The organism is Negadavirga shengliensis (genome assembly GCF_042652345.1).
Taxonomy (GTDB): domain Bacteria; phylum Bacteroidota; class Bacteroidia; order Cytophagales; family Cyclobacteriaceae; genus Negadavirga; species Negadavirga shengliensis.
In genome coordinates this window covers 321823-337132 of sequence record NZ_JBHSJJ010000005.1, presented here as the reverse complement: position 1 = coordinate 337132, position 15310 = coordinate 321823, and the positions used below count along the sequence as shown (strand labels likewise).

The 15310-nt window shown below is 45.1% G+C and carries 12 protein-coding genes; 8 read left to right on the top strand and 4 right to left on the bottom strand.

The genetic code is table 11. From position 1 onward, the window contains the following. The first annotated feature begins 74 nt into the window (after positions 1 to 74). Genes ACFPFU_RS11310 through ACFPFU_RS11300 form a run of 3 tightly spaced genes read left to right on the top strand, consistent with a single transcriptional unit; the run spans position 75 to position 4318 of the window. Positions 75 to 2042 carry a peptidylprolyl isomerase gene (locus ACFPFU_RS11310; RefSeq protein ID WP_377064536.1) on the top strand — a complete coding sequence of 656 codons (1968 nt, stop codon included), beginning with the start codon at positions 75 to 77 and terminating at the stop codon, positions 2040 to 2042. After that, positions 2029 to 2898: a peptidylprolyl isomerase gene (locus tag ACFPFU_RS11305; RefSeq protein ID WP_377064534.1), complete on the top strand. Its 870-nt coding sequence runs from the start codon at positions 2029 to 2031 to the stop codon at positions 2896 to 2898. Before ACFPFU_RS11310 ends, ACFPFU_RS11305 begins: the two co-directional genes overlap by 14 nt. Next, positions 2876 to 4318, top strand: coding sequence for a peptidylprolyl isomerase (locus ACFPFU_RS11300; RefSeq protein WP_377064532.1), 1443 nt, complete (start codon positions 2876 to 2878; stop codon positions 4316 to 4318). Before ACFPFU_RS11305 ends, ACFPFU_RS11300 begins: the two co-directional genes overlap by 23 nt. A gap of 88 nt (positions 4319 to 4406) precedes the next feature. On the opposite strand, the gene ACFPFU_RS11295 is transcribed toward ACFPFU_RS11300, so the two are convergent. The 3 genes from ACFPFU_RS11295 to ACFPFU_RS11285 all read right to left on the bottom strand — a co-directional run bounded on the left by ACFPFU_RS11295 (position 4407) and on the right by ACFPFU_RS11285 (position 9327). After that, complete coding sequence (locus ACFPFU_RS11295) at positions 4407 to 4979, bottom strand: hypothetical protein (RefSeq protein WP_377064530.1); 573 nt, start codon at positions 4977 to 4979, stop codon at positions 4407 to 4409. A gap of 75 nt (positions 4980 to 5054) precedes the next feature. Further along, complete coding sequence (locus ACFPFU_RS11290) at positions 5055 to 6464, bottom strand: hypothetical protein (RefSeq protein ID WP_377064528.1); 1410 nt, start codon at positions 6462 to 6464, stop codon at positions 5055 to 5057. Between the two features lie 22 nt (positions 6465 to 6486). Beyond that, positions 6487 to 9327 (bottom strand): TonB-dependent receptor, encoded by a 2841-nt coding sequence (locus ACFPFU_RS11285; protein WP_377064526.1) that lies wholly within the window; start codon positions 9325 to 9327, stop codon positions 6487 to 6489. A gap of 287 nt (positions 9328 to 9614) precedes the next feature. Here ACFPFU_RS11285 and ACFPFU_RS11280 point away from each other — a divergent pair, with 287 nt between their 5' ends. The 4 genes from ACFPFU_RS11280 to ACFPFU_RS11265 are packed head-to-tail and all read left to right on the top strand — an operon-like array spanning position 9615 to position 13999. Further along, entirely contained in the window at positions 9615 to 10832 is a 1218-nt protein-coding gene (locus ACFPFU_RS11280; protein WP_377064524.1) for an Lnb N-terminal periplasmic domain-containing protein, read from the top strand. Between the two features lie 31 nt (positions 10833 to 10863). After that, on the top strand, positions 10864 to 12903 hold the full coding sequence (uvrB, locus tag ACFPFU_RS11275) for an excinuclease ABC subunit UvrB (protein WP_377064522.1): 2040 nt from the start codon (positions 10864 to 10866) through the stop codon (positions 12901 to 12903). Beyond that, positions 12900 to 13331, top strand: a complete 432-nt coding sequence (locus ACFPFU_RS11270) for a hypothetical protein (protein ID WP_377064520.1) — start codon at positions 12900 to 12902, stop codon at positions 13329 to 13331. The genes uvrB and ACFPFU_RS11270 overlap by 4 nt, the downstream gene beginning before the upstream one ends. A 5-nt stretch (positions 13332 to 13336) precedes the next feature. After that, a complete protein-coding gene (locus ACFPFU_RS11265) occupies positions 13337 to 13999 on the top strand; it encodes an AlbA family DNA-binding domain-containing protein (protein WP_377064518.1) in 663 nt (220 codons plus the stop codon). On the opposite strand, the gene ACFPFU_RS11260 is transcribed toward ACFPFU_RS11265, so the two are convergent. Further along, positions 13962 to 14471: a regulatory protein RecX gene (locus ACFPFU_RS11260; protein ID WP_377064516.1), complete on the bottom strand. Its 510-nt coding sequence runs from the start codon at positions 14469 to 14471 to the stop codon at positions 13962 to 13964. The genes ACFPFU_RS11265 and ACFPFU_RS11260 overlap by 38 nt on opposite strands. 70 nt (positions 14472 to 14541) lie before the next feature. Between ACFPFU_RS11260 and tpiA the strand changes: the two genes are divergently transcribed. After that, positions 14542 to 15303: a triose-phosphate isomerase gene (gene tpiA / locus ACFPFU_RS11255; protein WP_377064514.1), complete on the top strand. Its 762-nt coding sequence runs from the start codon at positions 14542 to 14544 to the stop codon at positions 15301 to 15303. Positions 15304 to 15310 lie beyond the last annotated feature (7 nt).

Here is a 15310-nt window from a genome sequence, read left to right as displayed (position 1 = left end):
CCGGAAACTGTCCTATGAATTCTAAGCACTTATTTTTCCTTATCTGGGGAATTTTATCTGCCTGTGCTACAAAAATGCCTGTCGGAACACCTGAAGTGTCCGACGCAGCCCCGCCTTCTGAGACATTCTTGATCAAAATTGACCAAGATCCTGTCTTCCCGGATGAATTCTTGTACGTTATTTCCAAAAACAGGGATTTAAGGAAGGTGCCGGATAAAATTGACGAAAAAGAATTTGAAGAAAGCTTCAATCTGTTTGTTAACTACCGGCTGAAAGTAAAACACGCTGAAGAATTGGGCCTGGACCGCTCTGAAGAATTTGTCACCGAGTTTGAGACATTCAAAAAAGACATCAAAAAACCTTATCTTCTTGAAAACAGTCTGGAAGAAGGCGAAATAAAAAAGGCATATTCGAGAATGCAGGAAGTCATTAAAGCCAGTCATATATTGATTCAGTTTCCTGAAAACGCCAATAAAGAAGACTCTATAGCCGTTTCCTCCATGATAGAAAAAATCAGATCCGATGTGGAAAAGGGGGAGGATTTTAATGAATTGGCCTATAAATATTCAGACGACCCTTCCGCGGAATCCAACAAAGGGGATTTAGGTTATTTTACTGCCCTTCAAATGGTATCCCCCTTTGAGGATGCGGCTTATGGGTTGGAAATAGGGGAAATCTCTGATCCCGTTTTGACAGATTTTGGTTACCATCTCATCAAATTGGAAAGCAGAAAACCCAATCCGGGGGAAGTCAGGGTGTCCCATATCCTGGTAAGGACGGATCCCGAAGACCCTTCGTCAGAGGACCGCGCCAAGCGAAAAATCGCCGGTATATATGATGAACTGCAAAAAGAAGAAAGTCGCTGGGAAGATGTAGTCTCCATGTTTTCGGAAGACCAGGGTAGCAAATCGAATGGGGGGCTGATTCCATGGTTTGGAGTCGGGGCAATTGTTCCGGAGTTTGAAAATGCAGCTTTTTCTTTAACAGAAATAGGTGAAATCTCCAATCCGGTAAAAACACCTTTTGGCTTCCATATCATCCGGCTTGAAGACCGCAGACCCATTCCTCCCTATGAGGAAATGGAAGCAATGATCAAATCCAAAATCCTCAGAGACAGCCGGTCTTCACTGATCAGATCACAGGTGATGGCCATGCAAAGAGCCAAATACCAGCTTTGGGAAAACGACATCCTATACCAGAAGATAAAAACCATAGCCAGAGAAAACGGCGGGGCAGCGCCCTCTCCGGATAACTTTAAACAAAAGGTAAAAGAGGCGGGGCTTTTGGATGTTCTTCTGATAAAGACCAGTGAAGAAAGCTTCGCGGTTAAGGATTTGCTTGACTTTATCGATACTCAGAAAAAAAACATCAAACCGGATCCCGGCAATTTTTTTCAAGCCTGGTATGACAAATTCCTGGAAACCGTACTCGATGAAGCGGAAGAAAAAGATCTCTACCAAAACAACGATGAATTCAGACAATTGATCCGGGAATACAGAAACGGCATCCTGCTGTTCAACCTGATGAATGATTTGGTTTGGCAGAAAGCCCTTGAAGATAGCCTTGGGCAAATAGAATACTATGAACGTCACCGTGACCGTTATCAGTGGACAGAAAGGGTACCTGCCCTGGTGGTTAAAATGAACCAGGAAAAACAGCTTGATAAAATCAGACGGTTTCTTTCCAAAACCCGGTTCAGTGACGGGATTAAAGAAAAAATAGAAGAAGAGTTTTTACAGGACAGTCCTTTACTCTTTAGTGCAGAAAGTAATGTATATGAAATCAGCAAACACGACATTTTGAAACGACTGGATTTATCCAATAGTTTCCACGAGATTCAGCTGGAGGGACAGACCGTCTTTATCCTTTCCGGCGGGCTGATTGCTGCCGGCCCCAAAAGTTTGGAAGAAACCAAGGGAAAATTAATCCAGGACTACCAGCAGTTCCTGGAGAATGAATTAATTGCTTCACTAAAAGAAAGATACCCCGTTGAAATCAATGAGGAGGAAAAAAACAGGATCTATCAAATTGTGGTGGAATAGGATATTGGTGGGAAGCATTTGCATAGCAATCCTTTCTTCATGCGATCTGTTCAAAATAAAAACGGAAGAGGACCCGGAGGATGCCATCGTGGCATCTGTGGGTAAAATCAACCTGCATGCATCTGATATCGATTTTATCAAAAAAGACAATCAATCGGAGTTGGACAGCGCTGAACTGGTAAACCGGTATATACAAAGCTGGATCAAAAAGCAGTTGATGATCAAGGAGGCCAGCAAAAACATGACTTTGGATGAGGCCGAAATCAACCGGAAGCTTCTCGATTATAGATATGCTTTAATCGTCTACGAGTTTGAAAAAGCCCATGTGGAAAAAGTCCTCGACCGGAACGTCTCATTGGACGAGATTGAGGGTTATTATAACAAACACAAAGAAAATTTTGCCTTAAAGGAGATTATAGTCAGGACGAATTTTCTGAAACTGGAAAAAGCACTGCCGCAAAAAAGGCAAATCGAGCGGCTTCTGAACAGTAACAGGGAAAATGATCAAATGGAATTAAAAGATCTTGCCATACGTTATGCCAATAACTACTTTATCGAGGATTCTACCTGGATCAAATTTGATGACATCATATTGAATACGCCGCTGGTCCAAAACACCAATCATGTCCAATTACTCAAAAATAACAGGATAATCAATGTAGATGATGACACCTACTCCTATTATTTCAAAATACTGGAATACCGCTTACAGGACCAGGTTCCTCCCCTTGAATTCGTAAGAGATGAAATCTCAAAAATCATCGTTAATAAAAGAAGGGTGGAACATGCAGAAAAATTACAACGAGAAGTTTACAACAAAGCACTGGAAAACAATGAGTTCAGAATATATGACTAATACTTTCAGGATTTTTGCCGTCACGGCTGTCATGCTGCTTATCAGCCAGGCGGTTTTCGCGCAGGATTCAGATACCGTGGCCACGGTCGAAGCCAACCCAAAAACTCCCGATGTCAAACCCAGCGGGCAGATATTGGACAAGATCATTGCCAAAGTGGATAACCACATCATACTGGAATCTGATTTACAAAAGGCTTACTTGGAGGCAGTGTCCCAGTCCCAACAAGGGTTTGAGACACCCAGCAGATGCGAAATATTTGAATCCCTACTCATCAATAAAATGATGGTGGCCAAATCAGAAATCGACTCCGTACTGGTTTCAGATGCAGAGGTAATCATTCAAACTGACCAGCGGTTCAACATGGTGCTGCAACAGTTTGGAGGTGATGAGGAGACCCTTATCGAAGCTTATGGTAAAACCGGTGATCAGCTCAAAAGCGAAATCCAGGATGCGATAAAAGAACAGATGATCGTGAACAAAATGCAGCGGACCATCACAGAGGACCTGGCAGTCTCCCCCAACGACGTCCGAAAATTCTTCAACAATATCCCTAAAGACTCACTCCCCTTTTTCTCTGCAGAAGTGACCGTTGGGCAGATCGTGAAGAAACCCGAAGTCAACCAGGCAGAGAAAAATAAAATTGTGGAAAAACTGAAAGCCATCAAACAGCGTATTTTGGATGGTGATGCTGATTTTGCCACCATGGCCAGAGAACATTCAGAAGACCCCGGCTCAGCGGCTCAGGGAGGGGATCTGGGCTTTTTCCGAAGGGGGGAACTGGCCCCGCAATATGAAGCCACTGTCTTTTCCCTAAAACCCGGGGAAATCAGCGATCCCGTGGAGACGATGTTCGGGTTCCACATGATCCAACTGCTGGAAAGAAGGGGGAATACTTTTAATTCAAGGCACATTCTTATAAGGCCTGTGCCCTCCGAAGATGACATCAAAAAAGCAGAAAAATACCTGGACAGTCTCCGTACGTTAATCGTGGAAGAAAAAATCACCTTTGCCAAAGCAGCTAAAGATTATTCGGATGACAGGGAAACTTCGGATAATGGTGGCTTTTTCACCGATCCCGTAAATGGTTCTAACCGACTCACCCTGCGGACCCTTGAAGACCCTGTTTTATACTTCACTTTGGACAGCATGAAAGTGGGCACAATCACCCAGTCCATGCGGTACGATGATGTGGACCCGCGATCCGGTAGATCCGAACCTGCAGTAAGACTGCTCTATTATAAAGAAAGATTCCCGGCACATCGGGCCAATCTCACGGATGACTATGAAAAGCTCAAAGCCGCTACCCGCAGAAAAAAAGAGGAAGAAATACTCTCAAAATGGTTCATCGTAGCCAAAGAAGAAGTATTTATAGATATTGATCCGGACTATGACCGGTGTGAGGCCTTAAAAGACCGCTGACGCCCTTAGAGAGATATAAGAAAAACAGAAAAGGCCCGTGATGGGCCTTTTCTGTTTTTCTAATGGAGAGTTTTAATAATTGTTCCGGCTAATCTGCAGTCCCTGTTATCAAAGAAGAATGCAGCCACCTTCTGGTACGGGTATCATAGGCATTCACCGCATCCGGAAATTCTATGTATTCCTCCGTTCCGGAGTGCTGGGGGTAATAGGGCCGTAGATCCTGTCCTTGTACCATTCTGTCAAATAGCATCATGGATTTTATCTGCAGCTCCGGCTCCCGCATCTTCCAAGTTCTGAATACCTCCTTATAGTATACGATGTTCTCAGCCTCGTCCCGTTCCATAACAATACCCGTGGCCACATATTTTTCGAAGAGGCTGGGAGCTTCCCTGGAGATCAAAAAATACTCCCTTTCATTGCAGTCCTTATGATAAGCCAGAAGATTATGTTCGAGGGCATGCTTGCGATAGTGGGCGTCGAAACGGCCTTCAAACTTGTTTTCATGGCTGGCGAATTTTTTTGGGAGCCGCCCATAGTACCTTACCATAGCATACATCACCTCTTCCTTTTCCTTATCGTCCAATTGATCGGGACTGTAATTTTTTTCCTGGCAGGCGAAGCCTACCGCAAGGAAAGTCAAAAACATCAACAACTTATTCATAACTTCCTCCGCATTATTGTTGAAAAAGCAGGCCGGAGGTCATCCCGGCCCGCGTTATTTTATCTTTTGTATGCTTTAATACTCCCTGTCAACAGGGTTAAATTCTGCCCATCCGTCCGTCCAGTCAGTTCCGCCGAACGCACCGATGAATTCAACACTGGTATCAAAAAAAGCCGCTCTATTGGCCTCTTCAAATTTTGGAAGGTCAAAGCTGGCACCCGAGGCAATCATCCCTTCGCCAACCGTATAGTTGGGGTTGGCAGGGTATTGGTTTGTCAATTTGGTTCCAAAAAACCAATCCTGTTTTAATCCCAAAGCTTCATGACCGTCTTGAGAGGCGGGTTCATTGATAACCGTGTTATGTGCTTCTATGTATGCAGCGATGTTATCTACCTCCACGCCGGTTCCCGCTCTGAATTTTTCATTTGGGGCATGGAAAATATTATTAGCAATGTAACCATTTTCATTCACCGCGTATTGCTGGTAAACCGAGGGCTGGTTCATTCTCAAAGCCCTGGGGAAGCCGGTAAACACCGAGTTGGTAATGGTCACCGCCGTCCTTCTCCGCAAATCCACCGCATAGGCGAAGTTGTTGTTGCCGGGACTGGTTCCTTCATGTATGGGGCCGATAACGGTAAAATTTGAGAATGTACCTGTGGTGTACGGCTGCACATCATTGTCATTGGGGCCATTGTCACATTCGAAGGCATTGGATTCAGATTGGTCTGCATACCCTCTGTATCTCACTGCCAAACCAAACTGCACATTTCCCGAATAACCAAAATCCACGTCATAATCGTCATCCCACATCGCGAAGGAAATCAGGTTTTTTCCATCGACGGTTCCGCCAAACCATTCAAAACCATCATCGCCGCCAAAAGAAACCATGCAGTTTTCCATTTTGGTTCCTCTGCCCACGCCTCCCATGGTAATGGAGTTGGTCTCGTTGTTGGGAGAAAGCTCTATTCCTGCAAATTCCACCCTTAAATATTCGTAGATACCGGAATCATCATCATTATGGCTGTCATCATTGCTGCCAAAGGTGACCGGAGGATCTATTCCTTCAATATTGGGATTTGTCTGGTTGGTCTGGGCATTGCCGATGATTACCAAACCTCCCCAATCCCCCCTATCCCTTTCGCCAGGAAGTTGGTTGGAAGTCATCACAATAGGCTCTTCCCGTGTGCCCTGGGCAATCATTTTACCCCCTCTGTCAACAATAAGGGTTCCCCGGGTTCTTTTGTCACCAAACACCACCGTTCCGGGTTCAATGGTGAGCACTTCGCCCGATCTGATGAAGGTCTGGCCCACAATGAGATATCTTTTATCTTTGGTAAGTGTCTGCGTTTCAATATCTCCGCTCAATTCAACATATTCAGAATTGGGGCCGGGGTTAACAGGACCATCATCATCTGAACAGGAAGCCAAAAAGACCGTGGTGGCCATCCCGATGGCTATCGGAACAAGTTGGAATAATCGTTTCATGTAATTAGACATTTAAGTTTAGTTAGAATATATAGCTTATTGACGTGGTAAACAGTGTTCCTCTCCTGAACTGGAATATCGGGTTGTCCTGTTCGACGTTGATTTTGGTAGAACCGTTCAAAAAGGTGGAGTTCTCAAAAAACCGGTACTGCGCGTTGAAAACATCTTGTACACCCGCTTTCCAGGTGAATTTATCAGTGATGCTTTTACTGACTGTCAGGTCCAGGGCATGTCTGGGCAGTTCAAATATGGTGGGGAACAGATAGTTGCCTACCGCATAGATTCTCTGGCCGAAAATGTTGTATGCAGCGCCTATCTGGAAGCCCTTAGCCGCGTCATCGTAGACTAAACCTGCGTTGATGATATAGGGAGACTGCCCCTGAAGCGGTCTTTTTTGATCCTGTGAAAGATCCTCTCCCGGTCCGAAATCAACCTCGGAACGAATGACGGAGGCATTGAGATTTACCTGAAAACGGTTTAGAAATGAGGAAGCAAAAACATCCTGAAACGATTTTCTGATTTCTATTTCAGCACCATAATTAAATGCGCTCTCGGCATTGCCGTACTCAAATCCGGGCGATTCCGTCTGTACCGCAATTTTCGCTTCTATAGGATTGAGGAAATATTTATAAAAAACCCCAAAACTTATGGTTTCTCCCGGCCTGGGGTAGGTCTCTATTCTCAGGTCTACGTTATGAATATCAGCCACCTGCAACTCCGGATTACCGGTCACTGTGGCCTCCAACCTGAAATCATAATATTGAAACGGGGCTATTTCCCTGAATTCCGGGCGGTTCACCGTCTTTCCATAACCCAACCGGAACAACGTGTTTTCCGTAACGCTATAATCAAGGTTCAGAAAGCCCAGGGGTGAAAATACGGGATTCCTGATGTCCAGAGGCCCCAGGTCGTTGGCCGCATCTACCTGCTGCAGGTTATACTCCATCCTGGCTCCCCCTGAGACATTGAAAGGCCCTACCGGGTAGACCAGGGATAAATATCCCGCGGTCAAAAGATTAAAAGCGGTGTAGCTGTCGACGGGCCGGGTGCCTTCTTCTATTACCAGACCGTTCGTTCTCCTGATGTTTTCCGGGGAAAATATCCGGTCCAACGGTTGTTTTCTGATTTGTTCCCCGATTGCCGGATCGTTTCCGCCCCCCGGGTACAAATAATTGATATAACGGGCGTCAAAAGTCCTGTTCCTGTATTCCGCCAGGTACCCGGCTTTTATCTGACGTGGTTTTTCCTCCGTGCCGCCAATATCTTTGACAAAATTGATGCCGTTGGACAGGCCATATTCCCGAAGGTCTCCCCAATACCTCCCTGTTTCAAAAAGGTTGGAACTGGGCGGCAATATCATGGAAAAACCACCCTCTGATGATGCCTCATCTTCAAAACGTACCGTCCTGAACCTGCGCAAATCGGGTTCCTTTTCCGCAAGGTAGTTTACACCGGTGACCCAATTCAGTGAAGAACCGGAAGCAGGAAACTGGTGGGTGCCCTCCAACTGGCCGGAATATATCGTCCTGCTTCTGTACTGAAGCATATAATTTCTCCGCAAATTGCCTGCAAATTGCTGGTTATCATAACCTTCCCTCACCATAGTGGTGTTTTCACCGATCTGGTTAAAAAGATTTTTGAACTCTATCCGGTTGAATGCATTGATGCGGTAATTCCAATTGGTAATGATACCCACGCGGTTATCTTTTTCGTACGTGTCATCGATAAATTCAAACCGCTTCAAAATCGGGGCAGATTGATCCTCCCATGTGAAATACCTGTAAAAATCCCGGTTATATTGCTGAAAACTCTGTGATATATTGAAAGAGGTGACGGTACTCAGGCTGGCAGGGCCTCCCAAATCAAAATTTTTACCGAAACTGAATCCGGCACTCAAATCCGGGATGGCCATGCTTTCTGCCGGTAGAAAATCATTCCTAAGCAGTTTACCAGCGTCCTCCCTGCTTTGCGAAAAACGGCTGCTGTTCTGTAACACCTCTCTGTCGGGAAAACCCGATGGAATGCGGCGAAGACCATCGTCAAAACCAAGTACATCTGTTCGGGAACCCGTGGCTTGCATGTAGTTATTGAAAGTGGTCCCCATTCTGAACCCCATCCCAAAGTTCACTGAGGTAAAATCTTCTGTAAATGCATTTTTTGTATAGAGCTTGATCAGGCCTCCGGAGAAATCCCCGGGATTTTCTGGAGAACCTGACTTATAGACAAGCATCCTGTCCAAGGTGTTGGAAGGCACCAGATCAAAGGAGAAAGTCCTCCGGTCAACCTCCGTGCTGGGTGCAATGGCATTGTTGATCATCACCTGGTTGTACCTTTCAGGAACACCCCTGACCATCACAAACCGGTTATTGGTGATCGTGACTCCGGGCACCCTGCTCATCGCCTGAGCAGCGTCTTTATCCTGGGAAAGCCTCATTTGTTCGGATGAGATCCCGCTGACTACGTTCAGCGATTTCTTGATTTCGGAAATTACAGCCATTTGGGTGCTGGTTTCCCTGGCGGCTGTTACCACTACCTCTCCCAGCTCGTCTGCATCCTCCTCCAGAGAAAGATTTATGGCAGTAACCATGTCTTCCTGGACATGAACGTCTTCCAACTTTACGGTCTTATAGGATATAAAAGAAACCAGTAAGGTATATTTACCCGGTTGCACCTGACGTATTTCAAAAGAACCGTCAAGATCGGTGGCATCCCCCTGCGTGGTGCCTTCTATCAGCACATTGGCACCGATGATGGTTTCATGGGTATGTGCATCCGTAATTACTCCTTTAATCGCTCCGGTTTGTGCAATGGCTTGAGAAGAAAAAAGTAGTAAAACAATGAATAAATTAAGGTTTTTGATCATGACATTTAGTAGATTACAACAACACCACAAATGTCAACATCCAATATGAATTGGGCGGGTAGTAAAAATTAACAAATCATTAACAAAAACCGGTCGTCGGTTTCCAGGGTTACAATAACTTAATATGCTTTCCGGCCAGAAAAAAGCTGTCATCCATCTATTGTCGTGGTAGATGCCCAAGAATTTTGGAATAAAACCTGTAAATTTGTGTCTTGCTATTATTTTCAACAATATCCCCTCTCATACGGACTTACAAAGCCATGAGCATCGCTGTAAGCACTTTATATATGCCGCGTTATTTAATAGGTTGTCTGGTCTTATGTTGCTTCCTGTTAAACAGTGCCGCCTCCTTGGCGCAGGATTACCGGATCAGTTTGATTACCTGTGATCCCGGTGATGAGCTTTATTCCACCTTTGGCCACAGTGCTGTGAGGGTAGTGGAAAACGCTACAGGGAGGGATCTGGTTTTCAATTATGGCACATTTGATTTTAACACCCCCTATTTTTATCTGAAATTTGCCAGGAGAACGCTGGATTACCAACTGTCTGTCACCACCTTTGAGAATTTTCTGTTTGAATATGAATACTTCCAAAGAAATGTAAGGGAACAGGTATTGGACCTGTCACCGGGGCAACAGCAGCAAATAGTTTCCTTTTTGCACACCAACTATTTGCCGGAGAACAGAAAATACAGGTACGATTTTTTTTATGACAACTGTGCCACCCGGATAAGGGATATGATGGAAACGGTGCTGGGAAGCAACCTTGCCTGGAACCCAGACCCAGATCCGGATGAGAAGACTTTCCGCAATCTCATTGACGAATATGTGTACCCATTGCCCTGGTCGGACTTAGGCATAGATTTGGCTCTGGGGGCGGTCATTGACCAAAATGCCACAGAATGGGAAAAACAGTTTCTGCCCGATTATATGGAAGCTGCTTTTAGCAGGGCCACGATTATCGGTGATGGGCCTGAACGGCCATTGGTGAAAGAAAATCATATAATCTATGACTTTCCCGATCGGACGAGAGGGTCCGGTTCCCTTCTGAACCCTTATTTAGTCTTTTGGCTTTTGGCGATCATTGTGGGGGGATTTACTTATTTGGGCTTCAAAAGGCGAAAACTGTATATTGGGATGGATATCGGTTTGTTTGGCGCTTTCGGGATATTGGGCTTGGTAATTGTTTTCCTTTGGTTTTTCACAGAACATTCCCAGACCAAATACAATTGGAATATGTTATGGGCCTTTCCCTTTCATTTGGTTTTGGCCTATCATCTTGCATTTCATAAATCCCGCAACTGGATAAGACACTACTTGTTGGCCGCCATGATTTTGGCGGATCTGGCCTTGGTTATATGGATTTTAGGATTCCAGTCCTTTTATCCGGCTATACTTCCTTTGCTTTTGGTCATCATATTACGCACCAATTTCCTTTATTATAACCTGTACACTTTCAGTAATTTACCAAAAAGGCAGGTTAAAGGCAAAACTATTTCCGGATAGGCTGACGTTGTTTAAAGTAACAGAAAAAATTATGGGATTTGAAATCATTTCGGATTATGAGCCTACCGGCGACCAGCCAGAAGCCATTAGACAACTGTCAGAAGGGATTTTGGATAATGAACCAGCCCAGGTGCTGTTGGGGGTTACGGGTTCAGGGAAGACTTTTACCATTGCCAATGTTATCCAAAAAGTACAGAAACCAACCTTGGTATTGAGTCACAATAAAACCCTCGCCGCCCAGCTTTATGGGGAGTTCAAGCAGTTTTTTCCGGATAATGCCGTGGAATATTTTATTTCCTATTACGATTATTACCAGCCTGAGGCCTTCATACCTACCAGCGGCACTTATATAGAAAAAGACCTTTCCATTAACGAAGAAATCGAAAAACTGAGACTTTCCGCCACTTCCGCCTTGCTTTCCGGAAGAAGGGATGTTATCGTGGTGGCGTCGGTGTCATGCATTTATGGTATAGGCAACCCTGAAGAATTTGGCAAAAATGTGATCAAACTACAGGAAGGGGATAGAATTCCCAGAAACCAGCTTTTGTTCAAGCTCGTGGAAGTACTTTACAGCCGTTCTAACGGTGAACTCACCCGAGGGACTTTTAGGGTAAAGGGTGACACCGTGGACATTTTTGTGGCATATGCTGATTTTGCGTACAGAATTTACTTTTGGGGCGATGAGGTTGAAGCTATCCAAAGGGTGGATCCTGCTACGGGAAAGAAAATTTCGGACGAAAGGATCATTACCATTTTTCCCGCCAACCTGTTCGTGACCGGCCGGGATGTCATTGATATAGCCATCAGAGAAATTCAGGATGATCTTATGGCCCAGGTGGGCTTCTTCGAGAGGGACATGAAGTTGATGGAAGCCAAACGGCTGAAGGAAAGAACGGAGTTTGATTTGGAAATGATCCGGGAATTGGGTTATTGCTCCGGTGTGGAAAATTATTCCCGTTATTTTGACAGACGGCAGCCCGGGATGAGGCCTTTCTGTTTGTTGGATTATTTTCCGGAGGACTATCTGATGGTCATCGATGAGAGCCATGTCACGGTACCCCAGATCAGAGCGATGTGGGGAGGGGACCGCTCCAGAAAAGTCAACTTGGTGGAATATGGCTTCCGGCTTCCATCCGCGCTTGACAACCGCCCCTTAAAATTTGATGAATTTGAAGATCTTGCCAGCCAGGTGATCTATGTAAGCGCCACGCCGGGGGACTATGAGCTGACCAAATCCGAAGGAGTGGTTATCGAGCAGATTATAAGGCCAACAGGCCTTTTGGACCCGCTTATTGAAGTACGGCCCAGCGCCAATCAGATCGACGATCTTTTGGAGGAAACAGACCAGACGATCAAAAACGGATTCAGGGTACTGGTCACAACACTCACCAAAAGAATGGCCGAGGAGCTGGACAAATTCCTTACCAAAGCCGGGGTGAAATCCCGTTACATCCATTCAGAGGTAAAGCCTTTGGACAGGGTTGAAATTTTACGTGAACTCAGACTTGGGGTTTTTGATGTGCTTGTAGGGGTAAATCTTCTCCGGGAAGGTCTGGATCTGCCTGAGGTGGCCCTTGTGGCCATATTGGATGCTGACAAAGAGGGTTTTTTACGGAATGAAAGAAGTCTGGTCCAAACCATCGGCAGGGCTGCCAGGAACGAATTCGGCCGGGTAATCATGTATGCGGACAGGGTGACGGAGAGCATGAGGGTAGCCATAGAAGAAACCAACAGAAGGAGATCCAAGCAGCAGGCTTACAATGAGGAACACGGGATTGTCCCCAAATCTGTGGTGAAATCCCGGGACAGGATCCTGGGCCAAACCAAAGTGGCAGACAGCAAGAAAAACGCAAAAGTATATATTGAAAGGGAGGTCGGTGAAGCCGATGTGGCTGCGGATCCGGTAATCCAATACCTTAGCCGGGAAAAACTGGAAAAATTGGTCCAGCAGACCCAAAGAAGGATGGAAAGTGCCGCCAAGGAACTTAACTTCATGGAAGCTGCGAGGCTAAGGGATGAATGGCTGGGACTCAAAAAAAGATTGGAAGAACTAAACCGGGGACTAGGATGAAAAAGACGGTAGGTATAATTTTTTTAATGATGGGAATCTCTGCAATGGCCAAGGCCCAACAGGCAGAAGGCAGTTATTTGTTGTCCGGTGCCGGCGACTTGGTACGGACGGATTTTCCGGGGGTAATCACGAGGTACCAGCTGGCAGGAGAGCTCAACTATTTCCACCTCTATAACCTCTCTTTCTCGGCGGGTTATGAATACAATCACCACAGACCCAACCAGGTTTCAGTAGGTTTGCGGTTTTATCCGTTAGAACCTGTTTTTCTTAGAGCAAGAGGACTGATAGGTTCGGATTCAGATCTTGCCTTCGGGGTAGGCTATACCCATAATCTCACGTATAGGCTTCGACTTGAGGGCATGGTGGATTATTATGCCATTACCCATGTGGCAGGTCTTAGGGCTGGTATAGGAATATTGATAAACTGAGAAAAATGACACTTCAGGAAGTTGGCAAAATGGCCCGGGAAGGTGAAGGCCTGCACGTAGAATTCAAAAAAAAAGCCACCTATCCGGAAAAAATAGTAAAGGAGATTGTGGCTTTAGCTAATACAGATGGTGGTTATCTCCTGATCGGCGTAGATGATGATGGCACGGTAAGTGGTCAAAGATTTATCGATGAGGAAGTTTATGTCATGGACAAGGCCATTGAAGAACTTATTTTCCCGCCGCTAAAATTAGACAAGGAAATTTTTACCCTGAATCCTAAAAAAGGAGTGGCTGTTTATAAAATCCATAAAAGTGACAGGCGTCCCCATTTCATATATGAGGACAAAAAGAAAAAGGCTTTCATACGGGTTAGGGACAGAAGCATTCAAGCCAGCAAAGAAATGTGGGAAATCCTAAAAAGGCAAAAACGGGAGGAAAACATCATTTTTAAATATGGAAGAAAAGAAGAGATACTGATGAAAGCGTTGGAGTCCAGGACCTACATTACCCTGAAGGAATTTATGCAATTGGCCAAACTGCCTGTCTACATCGCTTCCAGGACATTGGTCCGTTTGGTACTCGCCAATGTTTTGGATGTAATACCCCAGGAATCAGAAGACAAATTTGTAGCTAAGACCCACCAGAAACTGCATCCACCGCTTCTTTGATCAGATCCACTTCAAAACCTCTGAACATCAAGAAACGGTTTACTTTCGCCTTCTTTTTCAGCAGATTGGGCTCCTTGGTCAAGGACCATTTCCGCTTGGCCAGATAATTTAAAGTATCGAGGTATTCATCATCCCCGATCAGGTCCAATGCCGTCGCGATATAATGATTCGGAATATCCCTCATTTTCAATTCCTGCCTGATGCGGAGCTTGCCCCATTTCTTGATGGTGAAACGTCCCCTCACAAAAGATTCGGCAAATCGCTGCTCATTGATAAAATCCTCATCCGCCAGTTGGGTGATGATCTTGTCGGCCTGTAGAGAGGTTATTCCATAATCCTCCAATTTATTTCTGACTTCAGACAAACAACGTTCCTGGTACGCACAGTAAGAAGCGATACGCTGTTTGGCCCGTATGACGGACATTTTCTTTTTTGACACTTGTCCGGGGTTTTCTTTTTCTGGAATGGACATTTTCTTAATTTTAGCCTTCCGTAAAACAACGGTTATCCAAACCAAATATATAAATCTTAAAGCGAATATCATGCGAAAAAAAATTGTTGCAGGTAATTGGAAAATGAACTGTGATCTTGATGAGGGCCAGAAGTTGACCTCTGAGATTGTAAATATGCTAAAAGATGAAAAAATAAACGATGTGAATGTGGTGTTAAACCCACCGTTTCCACATCTCCACCTTGTCAATAAATTAATTCAGGGGGTTTCAAGGGTCTTTTTGGGAGCACAGAATTGTTCGGATAAAAACTCGGGGGCATATACAGGAGAAATCTCTGCTTCCATGCTCAAATCCTTTGCAGCTTCCTATGTGATTTTGGGCCATAGTGAAAGAAGGGAATATTTTGGAGAAACCAACGCGTTGCTGACCGAAAAAGTGAAACGGGCGCTTGAAAACGGTCTGAAACCCATTTTCTGCTGTGGAGAGCCGTTAGAAATAAGAGAATCGGGGGATCACGAATCTTACGTCACCCAACAGCTTACAGAGAGTCTTTTTGGTTTTTCAGAAGAAGAAATCAAGAACATTGTCATTGCCTACGAACCCATTTGGGCTATAGGAACAGGAAAAACCGCTTCTTCGGACCAGGCTCAGGAGATGCATGCATCGATACGAAAACACATCGCCTCCAAATTCGGCCGGGAAGTGGCCGAAGGGATTTCCATCCTCTATGGAGGAAGCTGCAAACCCGATAATGCCAAAGAGATATTCTCTAAGCAGGATGTAGACGGAGGACTGATAGGGGGAGCTTCCCTAAAGTCACGGGATTTCGTAGAGATTATAAAATCATTTTAAACATTAT

Coding starts and splice junctions, on each gene's coding strand:
- ACFPFU_RS11285 (WP_377064526.1), bottom strand. CDS start 9,327: ATGATCAAAAACCTTAATTTATTCATTGTTTTACTACTTTTTTCTTCT.
- ACFPFU_RS11300 (WP_377064532.1), top strand. CDS start 2,876: ATGAGTTCAGAATATATGACTAATACTTTCAGGATTTTTGCCGTCACG.
- ACFPFU_RS11265 (WP_377064518.1), top strand. CDS start 13,337: ATGACACTTCAGGAAGTTGGCAAAATGGCCCGGGAAGGTGAAGGCCTG.
- ACFPFU_RS11260 (WP_377064516.1), bottom strand. CDS start 14,471: ATGTCCATTCCAGAAAAAGAAAACCCCGGACAAGTGTCAAAAAAGAAA.
- ACFPFU_RS11280 (WP_377064524.1), top strand. CDS start 9,615: ATGCCGCGTTATTTAATAGGTTGTCTGGTCTTATGTTGCTTCCTGTTA.
- tpiA (WP_377064514.1), top strand. CDS start 14,542: ATGCGAAAAAAAATTGTTGCAGGTAATTGGAAAATGAACTGTGATCTT.
- ACFPFU_RS11270 (WP_377064520.1), top strand. CDS start 12,900: ATGAAAAAGACGGTAGGTATAATTTTTTTAATGATGGGAATCTCTGCA.
- ACFPFU_RS11310 (WP_377064536.1), top strand. CDS start 75: ATGCCTGTCGGAACACCTGAAGTGTCCGACGCAGCCCCGCCTTCTGAG.
- ACFPFU_RS11290 (WP_377064528.1), bottom strand. CDS start 6,464: ATGAAACGATTATTCCAACTTGTTCCGATAGCCATCGGGATGGCCACC.
- uvrB (WP_377064522.1), top strand. CDS start 10,864: ATGGGATTTGAAATCATTTCGGATTATGAGCCTACCGGCGACCAGCCA.
- ACFPFU_RS11295 (WP_377064530.1), bottom strand. CDS start 4,979: ATGAATAAGTTGTTGATGTTTTTGACTTTCCTTGCGGTAGGCTTCGCC.